The 14,762-nt window shown below is 61.2% G+C and carries 14 protein-coding genes and 1 pseudogene; 7 read left to right on the forward strand and 8 right to left on the reverse strand.

Annotated elements, in window-relative coordinates; all coding sequences use genetic code 11:
- Entirely contained in the window at window positions 1–870 is an 870-nt protein-coding gene (locus ACSPX5_RS06705) for a TauD/TfdA dioxygenase family protein (RefSeq protein WP_439821235.1), read from the forward strand.
- Window positions 871–912: 42 nt separating this feature from the next.
- Here ACSPX5_RS06705 and ACSPX5_RS06710 read toward each other — a convergent pair whose 3' ends face one another.
- From ACSPX5_RS06710 to ACSPX5_RS06730, 5 genes are all read right to left on the reverse strand, one after another.
- Window positions 913–1,602, reverse strand: a complete 690-nt coding sequence (locus ACSPX5_RS06710; protein ID WP_439821236.1) for a hypothetical protein — start codon at window positions 1,600–1,602, stop codon at window positions 913–915.
- Window positions 1,571–2,557, reverse strand: coding sequence for a GSCFA domain-containing protein (locus ACSPX5_RS06715; protein WP_323162111.1), 987 nt, complete (start codon window positions 2,555–2,557; stop codon window positions 1,571–1,573). The genes ACSPX5_RS06710 and ACSPX5_RS06715 overlap by 32 nt, the downstream gene beginning before the upstream one ends.
- An 86-nt stretch (window positions 2,558–2,643) precedes the next feature.
- Complete coding sequence (locus tag ACSPX5_RS06720) at window positions 2,644–3,159, reverse strand: GNAT family N-acetyltransferase (protein ID WP_439821237.1); 516 nt, start codon at window positions 3,157–3,159, stop codon at window positions 2,644–2,646.
- A 238-nt stretch (window positions 3,160–3,397) separates the two neighbouring features.
- Window positions 3,398–4,447: an NAD(P)-dependent alcohol dehydrogenase gene (locus ACSPX5_RS06725; protein WP_085708518.1), complete on the reverse strand. Its 1,050-nt coding sequence runs from the start codon at window positions 4,445–4,447 to the stop codon at window positions 3,398–3,400.
- A 98-nt stretch (window positions 4,448–4,545) separates the two neighbouring features.
- Window positions 4,546–5,463: a LysR family transcriptional regulator gene (locus ACSPX5_RS06730; RefSeq protein ID WP_323162109.1), complete on the reverse strand. Its 918-nt coding sequence runs from the start codon at window positions 5,461–5,463 to the stop codon at window positions 4,546–4,548.
- 125 nt (window positions 5,464–5,588) lie between these two features.
- On the opposite strand from ACSPX5_RS06730, the gene ACSPX5_RS06735 reads away from it, so the two are divergent.
- From ACSPX5_RS06735 to ACSPX5_RS06760, 6 genes are all read left to right on the forward strand, one after another.
- Complete coding sequence (locus tag ACSPX5_RS06735; protein ID WP_439821238.1) at window positions 5,589–6,347, forward strand: 5-oxoprolinase subunit PxpA; 759 nt, start codon at window positions 5,589–5,591, stop codon at window positions 6,345–6,347.
- Window positions 6,348–6,432: 85 nt separating this feature from the next.
- Window positions 6,433–6,678: an acetyl-CoA carboxylase gene (locus ACSPX5_RS06740; RefSeq protein ID WP_169429973.1), complete on the forward strand. Its 246-nt coding sequence runs from the start codon at window positions 6,433–6,435 to the stop codon at window positions 6,676–6,678.
- Between the two features lie 10 nt (window positions 6,679–6,688).
- Window positions 6,689–8,062: an acetyl-CoA carboxylase biotin carboxylase subunit gene (locus ACSPX5_RS06745; protein WP_323162108.1), complete on the forward strand. Its 1,374-nt coding sequence runs from the start codon at window positions 6,689–6,691 to the stop codon at window positions 8,060–8,062.
- A complete protein-coding gene (locus ACSPX5_RS06750) occupies window positions 8,059–8,931 on the forward strand; it encodes a 5-oxoprolinase subunit B family protein (protein ID WP_439821239.1) in 873 nt (290 codons plus the stop codon). Before ACSPX5_RS06745 ends, ACSPX5_RS06750 begins: the two co-directional genes overlap by 4 nt.
- Complete coding sequence (locus ACSPX5_RS06755) at window positions 8,928–9,902, forward strand: biotin-dependent carboxyltransferase family protein (protein WP_439821240.1); 975 nt, start codon at window positions 8,928–8,930, stop codon at window positions 9,900–9,902. The genes ACSPX5_RS06750 and ACSPX5_RS06755 overlap by 4 nt, the downstream gene beginning before the upstream one ends.
- Before the next feature lie 183 nt (window positions 9,903–10,085).
- Window positions 10,086–11,336, forward strand: a complete 1,251-nt coding sequence (locus tag ACSPX5_RS06760; RefSeq protein WP_439821241.1) for a purine-cytosine permease family protein — start codon at window positions 10,086–10,088, stop codon at window positions 11,334–11,336.
- 92 nt (window positions 11,337–11,428) lie between these two features.
- Here ACSPX5_RS06760 and ACSPX5_RS06765 read toward each other — a convergent pair.
- The 3 genes and pseudogenes from ACSPX5_RS06765 to ACSPX5_RS06775 all read right to left on the reverse strand — a co-directional run.
- A pseudogene (locus ACSPX5_RS06765) lies at window positions 11,429–11,575 on the reverse strand (LysR family transcriptional regulator); the annotation flags it as partial.
- Window positions 11,576–11,711: 136 nt separating this feature from the next.
- Entirely contained in the window at window positions 11,712–12,581 is an 870-nt protein-coding gene (locus ACSPX5_RS06770; RefSeq protein ID WP_323162106.1) for an AraC family transcriptional regulator, read from the reverse strand.
- A 122-nt stretch (window positions 12,582–12,703) separates the two neighbouring features.
- Window positions 12,704–14,671 (reverse strand): alkyl/aryl-sulfatase, encoded by a 1,968-nt coding sequence (locus ACSPX5_RS06775; protein WP_439821242.1) that lies wholly within the window; start codon window positions 14,669–14,671, stop codon window positions 12,704–12,706.
- Window positions 14,672–14,762 lie beyond the last annotated feature (91 nt).

Here is a 14,762-nt window from a genome sequence, read left to right on the forward strand (position 1 = left end):
ATGGATCAGTTGGCACTCAAGGCAATCGAGCGCATCGCCGCAGAAAAACGTGCGCCGTATCACCACATCACGGTCGACCGGATCACACCGATCATCGGTGCCGAAATCGGCGGCGTCGATCTTTCACAACCGCTGGAGGACGATCAGCTCGCGGAAATCCGTCGGGCCTTTCTGGAGAACCACGTGCTGGTGTTCCGCGATCAGCATCTGACGGTGGAGGAGCACAAGGCGTTTGGCCGGCTGTTCGGCGAACTGCGGGCGTTGCCGGTGGAAGACATCGACGGCGATGACCCGGAACTGGTGGTGATCCGCGCCAATGCGCAATCGCGCTATGTGGCCGGCGAAACCTGGCACACCGACGGCACCGCTGATCTGGCGCCGTCCATGGGCTCGATGCTGTACGTCAAGGAAACCCCGGCCATCGGCACGGGCGGCGATACGCTGTTCGCCAACATGCATCTGGCGCTGGAAATGTTGTCGCCGACGATGCAGCAGTTTCTCGGCGAACTGACTGCGATTCACGACGGTGCAATTCCGTGGAAGGGCTATGAGGCGCCCGCCAACCTGCCAAAAACCGAACACCCGGTGGTGGTTCGTCACCCGCAAACCGGGCGCAAGTCGTTGTTCGTCAATTCCGGATTCACGTCGCACATCGTGCAATTGTCCGGAGGCGAAAGTCAGGTGCTGCTGAACATGCTGTTCGACCTGGTGGCCCGGGAGCCGTCCCTCAGTTGCCGCGTTCGCTGGGCACCGAATACGCTGGTGTTCTGGGACAACCGCTGCACCCAGCACCATGCGATCTGGGATTATTTCCCGCATTCGCGTTATGGAGAGCGGGTGACGATCCTCGGGACGCAGCCCAAGGCTTGATGGTGCTGAAAAACCTGTGGGAGCCAATGGCTCCCACAGGTTCTAGACGCCGCGCCGGATCAGTTGCTCGACGATCAACTCACCGAACGCCAGATTGCCGTGCAGCGGGTCATCCACTTCGCAGAACGCTTCACGCTGAAACCCCAGCTCATCGTTCGCCGCCTCGCGCACGTCGATCAGCTCCACGCCAAGCCCTTGCAGGCGTTCGATCAGCAATGACTGCGCCGCCATGAATACGCGCGGGTCGGACAGCGCCGGCACCCGTTGCGGCGGCAGCACGGCGAACACCTTGAGGTTCAGCGCCAGGGCCTGTTCATAGAAGGCCAGGGCGGGTCGGGACAGGGTGTCGATGACGGCCTCGAACAACGGCCCGGCGAGAAAACCGTCGTCGAATTCACCGTGCGCATTCTGGTAGCAGGTCCAGTTCGGCGCAGTGGCGAGGTAGTGCAGGCTCAGGCCGATGGTGCTCACCAGCGGCACGTCGACCTGCGCCAGTTGCGGCACTTCGAGCGTGTCGAGGGCCTGGCGATACAGCCGATCCATTTCAGCATCCCGAAAGACCACGTCATGTCGGGTCAGGCTGAAGAAATCAACCGCGAAATCCCGGCCGGTGCCCAGCGGGCCACCACCGAACGATATTTCGCGAGCCTGCGCCGCCTTGCCGATGACGCCGGCATGGGAGTCGCCCAGCAGCAGAAACCTAGGCGTAGTAATCGAGTACGGCGTCTTCACAGACAAGATCCTCGCTGGACACGCGGGTGGAAGGAGTCGGCGCCTGCACCGATTGGACGGCTTCAAGTCCGGCAAAGAATTGCTGCATCACGAACGCCACGCCCTCTGGCGTGACTTCCCGCTGGTTGGGCTGGTAGAAGGCGCCCTTGAACGGCGTGCCGGTGATGATTTCGTAGGACGGGAAATAGTCGACGTCGGGCAGGTCTTCACACAACTGCCCGGCGACGGCGCGCAGGACCGATTTGGAGTAGGTCGTGGCGCTCAGCACATGTTGCCCGGTGGCCGTTGCCGTCAGGGGCACCGGTGAAACGGTCAGCAGCAGACGCAGTTGCGGGTTGATCGAACGCATCAGCTCCAGTGCCCTGACCATGTCGCCATAGGTGTCCATGAAACCGAAGTTGCAGAACCGGTGGAGTTGCGGATCGAAGGTGCCGCGAACAGTGCCGGGGCACACGGGATATACCAGACCGGTCTGCCGATGTTGCCAGGCTTCGGTCAGGCCGAGAGTAAAGACGAACACTTTGGCCCGGCGCAGCGCTTCGCGGATGGCGTCCAGGGTCGCCTCGCGCGACTCGAACAGGGCCTGCTCGCTGGCAAATCCGTCAGGCTCCACGGCAGGGCGGAACGGGTCGAAGAAACGCCCGTCATGAGCCCAGGTCTCCTCAGGCGGAGCGCTTACGCCCAGCGCCCATTCGAGCCATTGGCACAGCATGGCCGGGGTGTAGAGGTTGCCGGTGCGAAAGGAGAACACGCCATAGTTGTGGGCCTTCCAGTCGGCCTCAGGCAACGCTTGCGGGGCGGGTTCCGCGTCCAGCCAATTCATGCCGCGCGCCACCAGCGCACGGCCGATGTGCTGGGCGAAACAGGAGCCGGCGGTGACGATTGCATCCTTGTTGCCGATCTCGAATTGCGGCGTCCACAGTTGATCGATGTCCGGCGCGGATTTGTCAGCCACGGCCGTACGCCAGAAGGAGCGGGGGGGCAGATATTGATAGGGATTCACGACGGGAGGCCTCCTTGGCGAGTCGTTGAGCGCAAGGCTCAGCGGATTTGATAGTGGTAGATCAGATCGTCGAACCACCGATCACCGATCTGGTAGGCCTGCGGCACACGACGTGCGAACACAAAGCCGCATTTTTCCAACACCTTGCAGGACGCGATATTGCCGTCGGTCACGGTCGATTCCAGCGAGTTCAGCCCGATGGCCGCGGCGTAATCGATGATTGCCTTTCTCGACTCGGTGCCAAAGCCTTTGCCCTGATGCTCCGGCAGCAGCAGACAACCCACTTCGGCGTGCCCCGGCGACAGAATGCGAAAACCGGTCACGCCCAGCTCATGCCCGCTGGCCTTGTCGGTCACCACCAGGCACAGCCAGTGCTCCGACTGCGGCCCCCATGCCGGGAGCCGGTGCTCGAAGCCATGGCGAACCTGTTCCTCGGCAATCTCGCCGAACACGTACTGCATGGTCTGCGGCTCGGAATGCAGCCTGAGAAACAACGGCCAGTCGGACTCGACCATCGTGCGCAGGTCCAGTCGTTGCGTGGTGAGCTCGAGCATCCGCTGCTCCTTGCGAGGGTGGAAAAAGGAGAGGGTTTTTTACTTGGTGTGAGGGGAAAGATCAATGAGTCGATGGGGAGATGCTGAGGGTAATGGCGGATGCCGGCCATCGATGGGTACAGGCACGCAGATTGGAGGGCCCGTAAATGGAGGAAGTCGCCCAGCTTGGCGGGGCGGTGGGGAGAAAGGCGCTCGTGTCGGAACGGGCAGGCGCAACGCCTCTCTCCAGAGGTGCTTGTCAGCCCGCCAACGTCGCGTTATCAATCACAAACCGATACTTCACGTCGCCCTTGAGCATCCGCTCATAAGACTCATTGATCTGATCCGCGCGAATCAGTTCGATGTCCGAAACAATGCCGTGTTCGGCGCAGAAATCCAGCATCTCCTGGGTCTCTGGAATGCCGCCGATCATCGAGCCTGCGATGGTTCGGCGTTTCATGATCAGGTTGAACACGTTTGGCGATGGGTGCGGCGAGGCGGGTGCGCCCACGAGAGTCAGTGCGCCGTCGCGTTTGAGCAGCACCAGGAACGCATCGAGATCGTGAGGGGCGGCGACGGTGTTGAGGATGAAGTCGAAGCTCTTGGTGTGCGCGGCCATTTCTTCCGGATTGCGCGATACCACGACCTCATCGGCGCCCAGGGCTTTCGCCGCTTCGCGCTTGGATTCCGACGTGGTGAACGCCACCACGTGCGCACCCATCGCATGAGCCAGTTTGATGCCCATGTGACCCAGGCCACCGATACCGACCACGCCGATTTTCTTGCCCGGCCCGGCGTTCCACTGACGCAGTGGCGAGTAAGTGGTGATGCCCGCACACAGCAGCGGCGCGACGGCGGCCAGTTGTGCTTCGGGGTGGCGGATGCGCAGCACGTAGCGCTCATGCACCACGATATTTTGCGAGTAGCCGCCGAGGGTCCAGCCGGGGGCGTCCGGAGTCGGAAAGTTGTAGGTGCCGATCATGCCGTCGCAGTAGTTTTCCAGGCCGGTTTCGCAGTCTTCACAGTGTTTGCAGCTGTCGACGATGCAACCGACGCCGACCAGATCGCCGACCTTGTATTCGGAAACGTGCGCGCCGACCGCCGAAACGCGGCCGACGATTTCGTGTCCCGGGACGCACGGGAACTGGGTGCCGGCCCACTCGGAGCGCACCTGATGCAGGTCGGAGTGGCAGATGCCGCAGAAGGCGATGTCGATCTGGACGTCATGGGCCGCAGGGGCGCGGCGATTGATCTGGATAGGCTCAAGGGGTTTGTCGCCCGCGTGGGCACCGTAGGCTTGTACAAGCATGGGAACGTCCTCGATGGATCTGTCGGACAGCCATCCTCCCGCTCCGAACCCGCATTCCGTTAGTGCATTTCTACTGAATTCTTGCCTGATCCTGTGCGTCAGCGCCGCGCTGAAAGCTGCTGCGGGGCCAGAAACGCATCGTGGAAGTAATTGCGCAAGGCCTGCATCGCGGGGCTGAATTCGCGCTCGCGGTGCCAGGCCAGGCCGACACTCATCGGGGTCACCTTGTCGGTGATGGTCAGGGTCTCGATGCGCTTGCCTTCCAGCGACCAGGGGCGGTGCACCAGGTCCGAGAGAATCGCCACGCCGCTGCCATTGGCGACCATGCTGCGCACGGCCTCTACAGAACTGGTACGCACCCGCACGTTGGGTTGTTGGCGGGCGTTTTCCCAATAGCGCATGGCACTTTGTTCAGCTTCATCCACGGTCAGCAGAATGTAGGGTTCCAGCGCGACATCCGCGAGGCTGACAGCCGACCGCTCACAGAGTGGATGGTGGCTGGGCAGCCACAGACGGCGTTCGGAGTTGAACAGGGTTTCCGAAACGATGTCGGGGTGCGTGAGGTTCGCGGTAAGCACCACCGCCATATCGAATTTTCCTTCCAGCAATCCCTGTTCGATGGCCTGCCGTTCCTGCTCGTGGACTTCGATGGCAACGTCGGGGTGCCAATGTTCCAGCCGTTGCAGATGATGCGGCAGAAAATAGCCAATCACCGTGTAGCTCGCGGCCAGGCGAATCAGGCCACTGGCGCGTATGTCGGGTAGCGGGCTGTTCAGCGCGTCGTCGACGCTGCGCAAAATCACATAGGCGCGGTTCAGAAAGTGTCGACCGGCATCCGTCAGGGTCATGCCTTGTGCCGAGCGCTGGAACAGCAACGTGCCGAGCAAACCTTCCAGTTCCTTGATCGCCGTGGTCACCGCCGACTGGGAGATATTCAAATGGATCGCTGCCTGAGATATCTGCCCGATCTCCGCGGTGGCAACGAAGTAGCGAATCTGACGCAAGGTCAACGACATGGATGTTCCTGTTTTTCAGGTATCTGTTTTTCAGAAGATACCCTATCTGTTAATAGATCTTCCCAAGGGGTTGGCGGGAATTTAACGTGGCCTGCATGAAGTCACAAGGGTCAGGAGCAAGGGTTATGCAGGCAGTAGATTTCAACTCGGACATGGGCGAAGGCTTCGGCCAGTGGACCATCGGCGATGGTGTCGACGACGAACTGATGGCGTTCATCAGTTCCGCCAACATCGCCACCGGTTTCCATGCCGGCGACCCCGGCACCATGCGTCGCACCGTCGAGCAGGCCAAGCGCCTGAACGTCGCCATCGGTGCCCACCCGGGGTTCCGGGATCTGGTGGGGTTCGGTCGCCGGCACATTAATGCACCGGCCCAGGAACTGGTCGACGACATCCTTTATCAACTGGGCGCACTGCGTGAACTGGCACGGGTGCAGGGCGTCGCGCTGCAACACATCAAGCCTCACGGCGCGCTGTACATGCATCTGGCCCGGGATGAAGAAGCAGCGCGTCTGCTGGTGGAAAACCTGCAACGCCTGGAACCCGAACTGTTGCTGTATTGCATGCCGAATTCGGTTATCTGGCGTGTCGCCAAAGAGCTCGGCCAACCGGTCGTTCGCGAATTCTATGCAGACCGCGAATACGACTTGAGTGGCTCCATCGTCTTCACCCGCAATGTTCGCGCATACGATCCTGGATTCGTCGCCACCCGTGTGCTGCGCGCTTGCCAGGAGGGCGTGGTGCGTACCGTCGAGGGTGAGGATCTGGCGATCGAGTTCGATTCCATCTGTCTGCACAGCGATACGCCGGGCGCTTTGGCGCTGGTCGAGGCCACCCGTGGTGCGCTCGATGCCGCCGGGATCGAGGTGCGCCGACCTCGCTGAATCACTACGCGACACCCGGCCAACAGACGCCGGGGTTCAAACATTTTTTGCCTGCCTTTCTACAACTATTCCAAGAGGAACAGACATGGCTGAACACACTGTCATCACCCCATTACCCGGGACTTTCTACCGAAAGGCCACACCGGATTCGGCGAATTACGTCGAGGTCGGCGATTCTGTCAGCGCCGATACGGTGATCGGTCTGATCGAAGTCATGAAGCAGTTTTCCGAACTGACCGCCGGGATGGCGGGGCGCCTCAGTGCTTTTCAGGTTGAAGACGGTGATCCGGTGGAGCCGGGTCAGGTCGTCGCTACGCTTGATAGCGAGTGAGGGCGTGAACATGACTCAACCTATTCGTAAATTGCTGGTCGCCAACCGTGGCGAAATCGCCGTGCGGATTATCCGTGCGGCCAAGGCCCTGGGTATTCCCACCGTTGCCGCGTGCAGCGAGGCCGATATCGACTCTCAGGCCGCACGCCTGGCCGATGAAGTGCATCTTCTGGGGCCGGCTCGCGCGGATAAAAGCTATCTGAACATCGAGGCGTTACTGGGTGCCCTGCAAGCGACGGGCGCCAATGCGGTTCACCCTGGATACGGTTTTCTGTCAGAGAACGCCGGGTTTGCCGAAGCCGTGATTGCCAGCGGCGCGATTTTCGTCGGGCCGGCCCCGGACACCATCCGGCGCATGGGGGACAAGGCCGAGGCGCGGCGTACTGCCCAGGCGGCAGGTGTTCCCGTGGTGCCGGGTTCGCCAGGCGAGCTGTTTGATGTCGAGTCGGCGCTTCGGGCGGCGGAATCGGTCGGTTACCCGTTGCTGATCAAAGCCTCGGCCGGCGGTGGTGGGCGGGGTATTCGTCTGGCAGAAAATGCCGCGCAATTGAGTGAAGAATTTCCCCGTTCGCAGCGCGAGGCTCAGGCCGCTTTCGGTAATGGTGCGGTGTATCTGGAGCGTTTTATCGGCAAGGCCCGGCACATCGAAGTACAGGTTCTGGGCGACGGGAAAAACGCCGTGCACCTGTTCGAGCGCGAGTGTTCGCTACAGCGTCGGCGTCAGAAAATCTTTGAAGAAGCACCATCACCGGTACTCGACGCGCAGCAGCGGGAGGCACTCTGCGCCAGCGCCGTACGTTTGACCGAGTCCCTCGGCTACAAGGGAGCGGGCACGCTGGAGTACCTGTATGACGATGTCTGCGGCGAGTTCTTTTTTATCGAGATGAACACCCGAATCCAGGTGGAACACCCGGTCACCGAACTGGTCACCGGCATCGATCTGGTACAGGCGATGCTGCGAATTGCCGGTGGCGAACCACTGGGCCTGAAGCAGAGTGACATCCGTCTGAATGGCGCGGCCCTGCAAATGCGCTTGAATGCCGAAGACCCGGCCCGGGATTTTTTCCCCAGCCCCGGTCTGGTCGAATCGTTGGTCTGGCCGCAAGGCGAGGGCGTTCGTGTGGACACCCACCTGTATGAAGGATATCGGGTGCCACCGTACTATGACTCGCTGTTGGCCAAGCTCATTGTGCATGGGCCGGATCGCTCCACAGCCCTTGCGCGTGCCCGGACAGCGGTGGCGCAAACCTTGCTGACCGGCATGGCCAGCACCTTGTCGCTGCACGCTGAACTGCTGCAACAACCGTGGTTGCAAACTGCCGACTTTCATACCGGGACGCTGGAGAACTGGCTGTCCGCACGCCGCAGCGGAGGTGAAGCATGACTCGTCCGATCCGCTACAGCTTTGGTGCCGATGAGCATCTGTTTGCCGAAGTCAGTGAAAGCATGTCCCTCGAGGCGTTTTTCAAGGGCATGGCGGTCACCCGCGCCGTGGAACGGCTGAAACTCGATGGCGTACTCGATGTGTGCCTGGCCAACGCATCCTTCCAGATCCGCTTCGACCCGGATCGAATTGCGCCGCAGGCCTTGCTCGAAGCGGTGCAGGGCGCCGAGGCTGACGCCGTTGCCGAACGCACATTGCAGACCCGGATCATTGAGATTCCGGTGCTGTACAACGATCCCTGGACCCACGAAACGCTGATGCGTTTTCGCGACCGGCACCAGGACCCGGGCGCCACGGATCTGGAATACGCCGCGCGCATCAATGGCCTGGCGGATGTCGATGCGTTCATTGCAGCTCATAGCGCAGCGCCATGGTTTGTCTCGATGGTGGGATTCGTCGCCGGTTTGCCCTTCATGTTCCAGATGGTCGAACGCGAACGTCAGTTGCAGGTGCCCAAGTATCTGCGTCCACGTACCGACACGCCGAAATTGACACTGGGTCACGGTGGCTGCTTCGGGTGTATCTACTCGGTGCGTGGCGCCGGGGGCTATCAGATGTTCGGTGTCACACCGGCTCCCATCTACGACCCGCAGCAATCGCTGGTGTACCTGAAGGACCATATGGTGTTTTTCCGTCCGGGTGACATTGTGCAGTTCAAGCCAATGGATCGTGCAGCGTATGACCAGGCCGTTGCAGACGTGGAGGCCGGGCATTTCGATTTGCGGATCCGGCCGGTGGAGTTTTCACTGGATGCGTTTCTCGCCGATCCGGTCGGTTATCCCGTGTCGCTGCAGGAGGTGTTGGCATGATCAAGGTACTCAAACCCGGTCTCGCCACGTCGGTTCAGGATCTGGGCCGCGAAGGTTACTACCACCTCGGCATCCCGCCGTCCGGCGCGCTCGATCAATATGCGCTGAGAGCGGCCAACCATCTGGTGGGCAACGCGGCGGATTGCGCCGCGCTGGAGTGTACGTTGCTGGGCCCTGAGCTGGCGTTTCAGCAAGACGCACTGGTCGCGGTGTGCGGTGCGCACATGGCGCCTCGACTCGATGGTGTGGAAATGCATCACGCCACCGCGTTCGCGGTGAAGGCCGGCCAGGTTCTGCGTTTCGATTTTCCCAAGGCGGGTGCGCGGGCTTATCTGGCGGTGGCAGGCGGAATCGACGTGCCGCTTGTGTTGGGCAGTCGATCGACTTATGCGCTCGGGGCGTTGGGCGGGTTTGCCGGACGACGCTTGATCGCCGGAGACGAATTGCCGGTGGGCAAAGCCAGCGGCAAGGGGCGTGCCGGGGCCAGTCTGCCCATGGCGCTGCGCCAGTCACTGGGTGGGGAGATCACTCTGCGCGTGGTGCCGGGGCTTTATTACGATCGCCTGACCGATGCGGCAGCGAGGAGTTTTTTCGCCGAGCCGTGGACAGTCGGATCGGAAGCAGACCGCATCGGCTATCGCTTCAAGGGCGGCAGCGCGCTGGACTTCCAGCCGCGAGAGCAACCATTTGGTGCAGGCTCCGATCCGTCGAACATCGTTGACAGCTGCTACCCGATCGGCTCGATTCAGGTACCCGCCGGCCTCGAGCCTATCGTGCTGCATCGCGATGCCGTATCGGGAGGTGGTTACGCCATGATCGGCACCGTCATCAGTGCCGACCTGGATCTGATCGGCCAGATGCAGCCCAACCAGAAGGCTCGCTTTGTAGCGGTCAGCCTCGACGAGGCCCTGGACGCACGGCGCTCCTACAAGAAAAAACTCAGCTGCCTGAGCAAGCTTTTCCCTTCCTGACTCTGCCCGCCGCACCGCGCGGGCTCTGCCATACGCCAGGCCAACGCCGCGCTTCGGTGCGGTGAAGGCTGCCCGCGTTTCAACCTTTGACTGGTTCTGGAGTACACGCATATGGCTGCTTTATCGCAATCGAGTCAAACCGGGCAAGATCCGGCCCATCATCCCGTTTCCGCAGAGGCCCGCATGGGCCGACTGTCTCTGACCATGGCCTGGTGGGCCGTATGCAGCGCCATGTTCTACATCGTGGTCGGCGCTTCGTTGGCCTTGTCTTTCGGTGCACGCAATGCGCTGATCGGGATGGTGCTGTCGGTGATCAGTTATGGGCTGGTCAACAGCGTTCTCAGCCGTTTCGCCATGCGCAGCGGATGGTCGGTCGCGTTGTTTTCAAGCGTGTTGTTTGGCCGGACCGGAGCATGCCTGGCCACGCTGATTTTCTTTTCGACGGCGATTTACTACGCCGTGTTCGAAGGATCGGTGATCGCCGTGGCGCTCAATCACCTGTACCCGGAACTGGTCTATCCACTGGCTGCCCTGCTGGTGGTGCTGTACAGCGTGCCGATGATTCTGGGTAGCGTGCAGCACTGGCTGGACAAGCTCAACGGCGTGTTGTTGCCGGTGTACCTGGGCGGTTTGCTGGTGGCGGTCGGGCTGTCGATCAGCCGATATGGTTACCAGCCGCAATGGCTCGATTTCGGTCCGGCAACACCTGCGACCTTCGGCTGGTGGGATTGCTTTGTGGCCTACATGGGCGTCTGGATCCTGATGCTGTTCACCTTCGACTACGCCCGTTTCGGCAAGCCGCAGGACGCTCAGTATCATGGGCGCTGGAACTTCGGCATGCCGTTCTATGCCGTGACTTTTCTGCTCAACGGCGCGGCAGGCATCTATCTGGTCAGCAGTATTCCCCATGAAGGCGCGCTGAACGAAGTCTCTGTGGTGATGGCAATTCTGCAGTTGATGGGGCTGTGGGGCCTGCTGTTCGTCTGGGCCACGCAAACCCGGATCAACACCGCCAACTACTATCTGGCGACCCTCAACATGCAGGCATTCTTCGGCCGTTTCGGCGTACGCGGTTCTTATCTGCTGTGGGCATTGGTGGTCGGGGTGATCGTGTACGGCTTGATGCTCGCTGACGTGTTTTCCTACTTGCTCAAGGCATTGGCGTATCAGGGCATTTTTGTGGTCGCCTGGGTCGGTGTGGCATTGGCGCAGATTGTCTATGGCAGCAATGACGCAGGAGTACTTGAACGCAGCCCGGCGTTCAATCCGATCGGTCTGATGGCATGGTTCGCTGCCACGGCGCTGGGGTTGTTGCTGATGTGGACGGGCGGTGTTCCCGGCAGTTTTTCTGCGCCGGCGACGGTGGTGCTCGCGTTCGGCTTGCAGGCGGGGCTGGCTTATCGGCATCGGTGGGTAGGGCAGAGGGCAAGTTAAGAGGATCGGCGCTGGCCCGCACGACTGCGGGCCAGCGTCGCTAGTCCATACCTGGCGCAGATTGGGGTAGTAGAGGTGATAGCCGGAAAACTATCGGTCAGGCCGTAGTCGACGATGATTTCGACATCCGGGCCGGGGTTGTCGGGCAGCAGCTTTGCGAGGGCCGGTTGCAGGATCGTGATTGTGGAATGCCCGCCGGCGGTAATCCGCAACTTGCCGGCCGGTTTGTCGCGAAACTTATGCCATGGGTGGTATCACACGTCGGGAAACTACATCGGCTTCTTTGCGGTTTCATGGGTGGACGGCCTCTCCTGAGCAGCGCTGAATGTGCGCAGGAGAGTAGGTATCCAGCTGAACCTGAGGGGCAGGCGATTGTTAGCACAGCGGCACGTAAATATCCGTTTGCCACTGATCCTGCGGGATCTCGGGGCTGATGCTCAAGTACTCGAAAAACAGCGGGTGATCGCGCAGTTCTTCGCCGCTGGCGGGCAGCCAGTCGCGGTAGACCGGGTAGATGGTTTCACCGATGTGATCGGTTGAACCTGTGTGACGCACCACGGCGCAGCGGCCGGCAGGAATGCCCAGCTCGCGGACGTTGAAGTCATTCGGCGCCACCGCTTCACGGATTTCGCCGCAGATCGCGAAATGAAAATCCTCCGGCGGCGTCGTGTCGGGATTGCCGTAAGGAATCCCGAAGGTGCGGCTTGATGCCACCGGCGACTGCCCGCTTTGCTGGCGCCACTGAATGAAGCGTTGCACGCTTTGATTGACAAGGCCTGGTGGCCCTCGGTGATCGAGTGCAGCGACCTGGATTCCGGGGAAGTCGACGATTCGTACCTGCATGGCAATGCTCCTTGAAAAGTGAGGTATGGCGAAGACCGTGTGCCAGACGCTCCAGTCCGGAGCCTTGCGAAATGCCCCCGGCGAGGTGCCGAAGGCTCGCTTGAATGCCCTTGAAAACGCTTCGGGACTTTCGAACCCGGCGTCGAGCGTAGCTTCCATCACCGAATGGTCGGGCACGGTGCTCAAGCGGTGCGCGGCACGGCGCAGGCGCATCAGCTGCACATAGCGCGAGACGGGTACGCCGACGTATGCCGTGAACTGCCGGTGAAAGTGGAACTCGGAGAAGTTCGCCACCTGGCTCAGCGCTTTCACCGACAGGTCGCCTTCAAGGTTGGCGTCGATGTAGGCGAGTACGACGGTGAAGCGCTTTGCGTAGGCAGTTTGCGTCGGTGCGTCTGGCACGGCGTGAAGCTCCTGGAGTAACGGTCGGCCCTAGAATCGTCGAAAGCGGCGTACAGATACCTAGCCGGACTTGCTCAGGGATAGACCTCTTCAGGCATTACATCCGATCGACCCTGCACGAATCAATCGCGCGCCTGTGCGACGATTGCAAAGTTGCCGGGGGCTTTCTCCAGCAATCCAAGGAATCTCACCAGATCCACCGTGCTGCCATCGACTTTCAAGTCTTTTGAGGTGAGGGCATCCTTGAACCCCGCCGTGCCGCCCAGCAGTTGCACGAACAAGTCTTTGGTGACAGTCAGCGTTGCGTTGGCATTTGCTGCTGGCGTGCCTTTTCGGTAGTGCAGTACGGCGTTCTCGATCCACAGCACAAAGGACTCGCGGGTGTCGGTCAGCACCAGATTGAAGGCCCAGTTCTTGCCGTCGGCGGCCGGCCCATCGAGACTCGCGGCCATGGCTTCGAGGAAGCGTTCTGTCGGCGTCTGTTTCATCAGCTCGATCAGATCCGAACGCCTCACGCCTTTGGCCGGTGGGCCGTTGCGCAGTTCCTGGGCGGCGGTCAGGTAGCTGTTGCGCCAGGTCGCGGATTCAGACTGGTAGCCCAGCTGTTCATAGGTCTGGGCCAGCAGTGCCTTGGCGGCTTTGTCATCGGGTTTATCGAGGACCGCTTGATCCAACAGCTCGGCGACCCAACGGTATTCGCCTTTGTCATAGGCCACGCGCGCGGCTTCGACCACTTTGGCGTTGCCGCCCATCAGTTCGACGTAGCGCCTGGCGGACTCTTTGGGCACCAGCGGATTCAAGTGCGCCGGGTTGCCATCGTAAGCGCCCAGGTACATCTGATAGATCGCTTTGACGTTGTGTCGCACATCGCCGTAATAACCACGGGTGCCGAAGTACGACGCCAGTGAGTCGGGCAACTGGATTTTGTCGGCGATCTCGTTGGGCGTGTAGCCGGCATTCATCAGTCGCACGGTCTGGTCGTGCATGTATTTGTAGACGTCGCGGTGCTTGGTGATGAACTCGCGGATGCGCTCATTGCCCCAGATCGGCCAGTTGTGCTGGCCGAAATAGACCTCGGTGTCGCCCAGTTCATCGAGGGCGATCTGGGCGTAATCGGACCAGAGCAACGCGTCGCGGACCTTGGCGCCGCGGATCGGCAGCAGATTGTGCATGGTCTGCGCGAGCAGCTCGGCGCCGCCGTAGGCCTTGCGTTCGGGGATGGAAAAGGTCAGCTCGGCCGGAGCCTCAGCCCCCGGAATGTTGTGGAACACGAACGTCACGCCGTCGATCATCAGCGTTTGCGTCGGCTGATCGATGATCTGCGTGGGCGGCAGAATGCCGATGCTGCCGTAGGCGACGTTTTTGCCCAGCCCGGTATCCACCATGCCGGTTGCGCCCGGCGCCAGGTTCTTGCCGAACTGATACATCGAACGGCGTGACATCGCAGGTCCCGCCAACACGTTTTCGCTGGTGGCTTCCTCCATGAATCCGGCAGGGGCCACCACGGGAATCTTGCGCTCGGCCACTTCCGCGACCGAGGTAATGCCCAGCACGCCGCCGAAGTGGTCGGCATGGTCGTGGGTGAAGATGATGGCGGTCACGGGTTTGTCGCCCAGTTGTGCGCGGGCGAATGCCAAGGCAGCGGCGGCAGTTTCTTTCGAGGTCAGCGGATCGACCACGATCCACCCGGTCTGGCCTTCGATCAGCGTCATGTTGGCGATGTCGAAGCCGCGCAACTGGTAGATGCCGTCGGTGACTTTGAACAGACCGATCTGGGCGTTGAGCATTGCGTGGCGCCACAGGCTCGGATTGACCGTGGCGGGGGCCTTGCCTTCGACGAATCTGAACGCATCGAAATCGATCAGCACCGAGCCGTCGGCACCGAGGATCTGTCCGCTCGGCCGGGCGATAAAACCGCGCTGGGCGTCCGTCATGTCTCGAGGGTCGTTGAGGTCCAGGCCCTTGATTGATGCTTCTATCACCGCAGCCGTGGCAGGCGTCGCTTCGCCGCTGGCAACGCTCGGCGGTTTGTCGCAGCCGGCGAGGGAAATCAACGTCAGGGCGATCAGGGTGTGGAGGGTCGGTCTCATTCTTGTTGTTCTCCGATGGACGATTCATCAGAGAGTAGGGAGGCTGGCGTGATGTATCCAATGCATTGTTTACATCCAGACAATGCGTAGC

Source organism: Pseudomonas sp. HLG18, assembly GCF_051903985.1.
Taxonomy (GTDB): Bacteria; Pseudomonadota; Gammaproteobacteria; order Pseudomonadales; family Pseudomonadaceae; genus Aquipseudomonas; species Aquipseudomonas fluorescens_BT.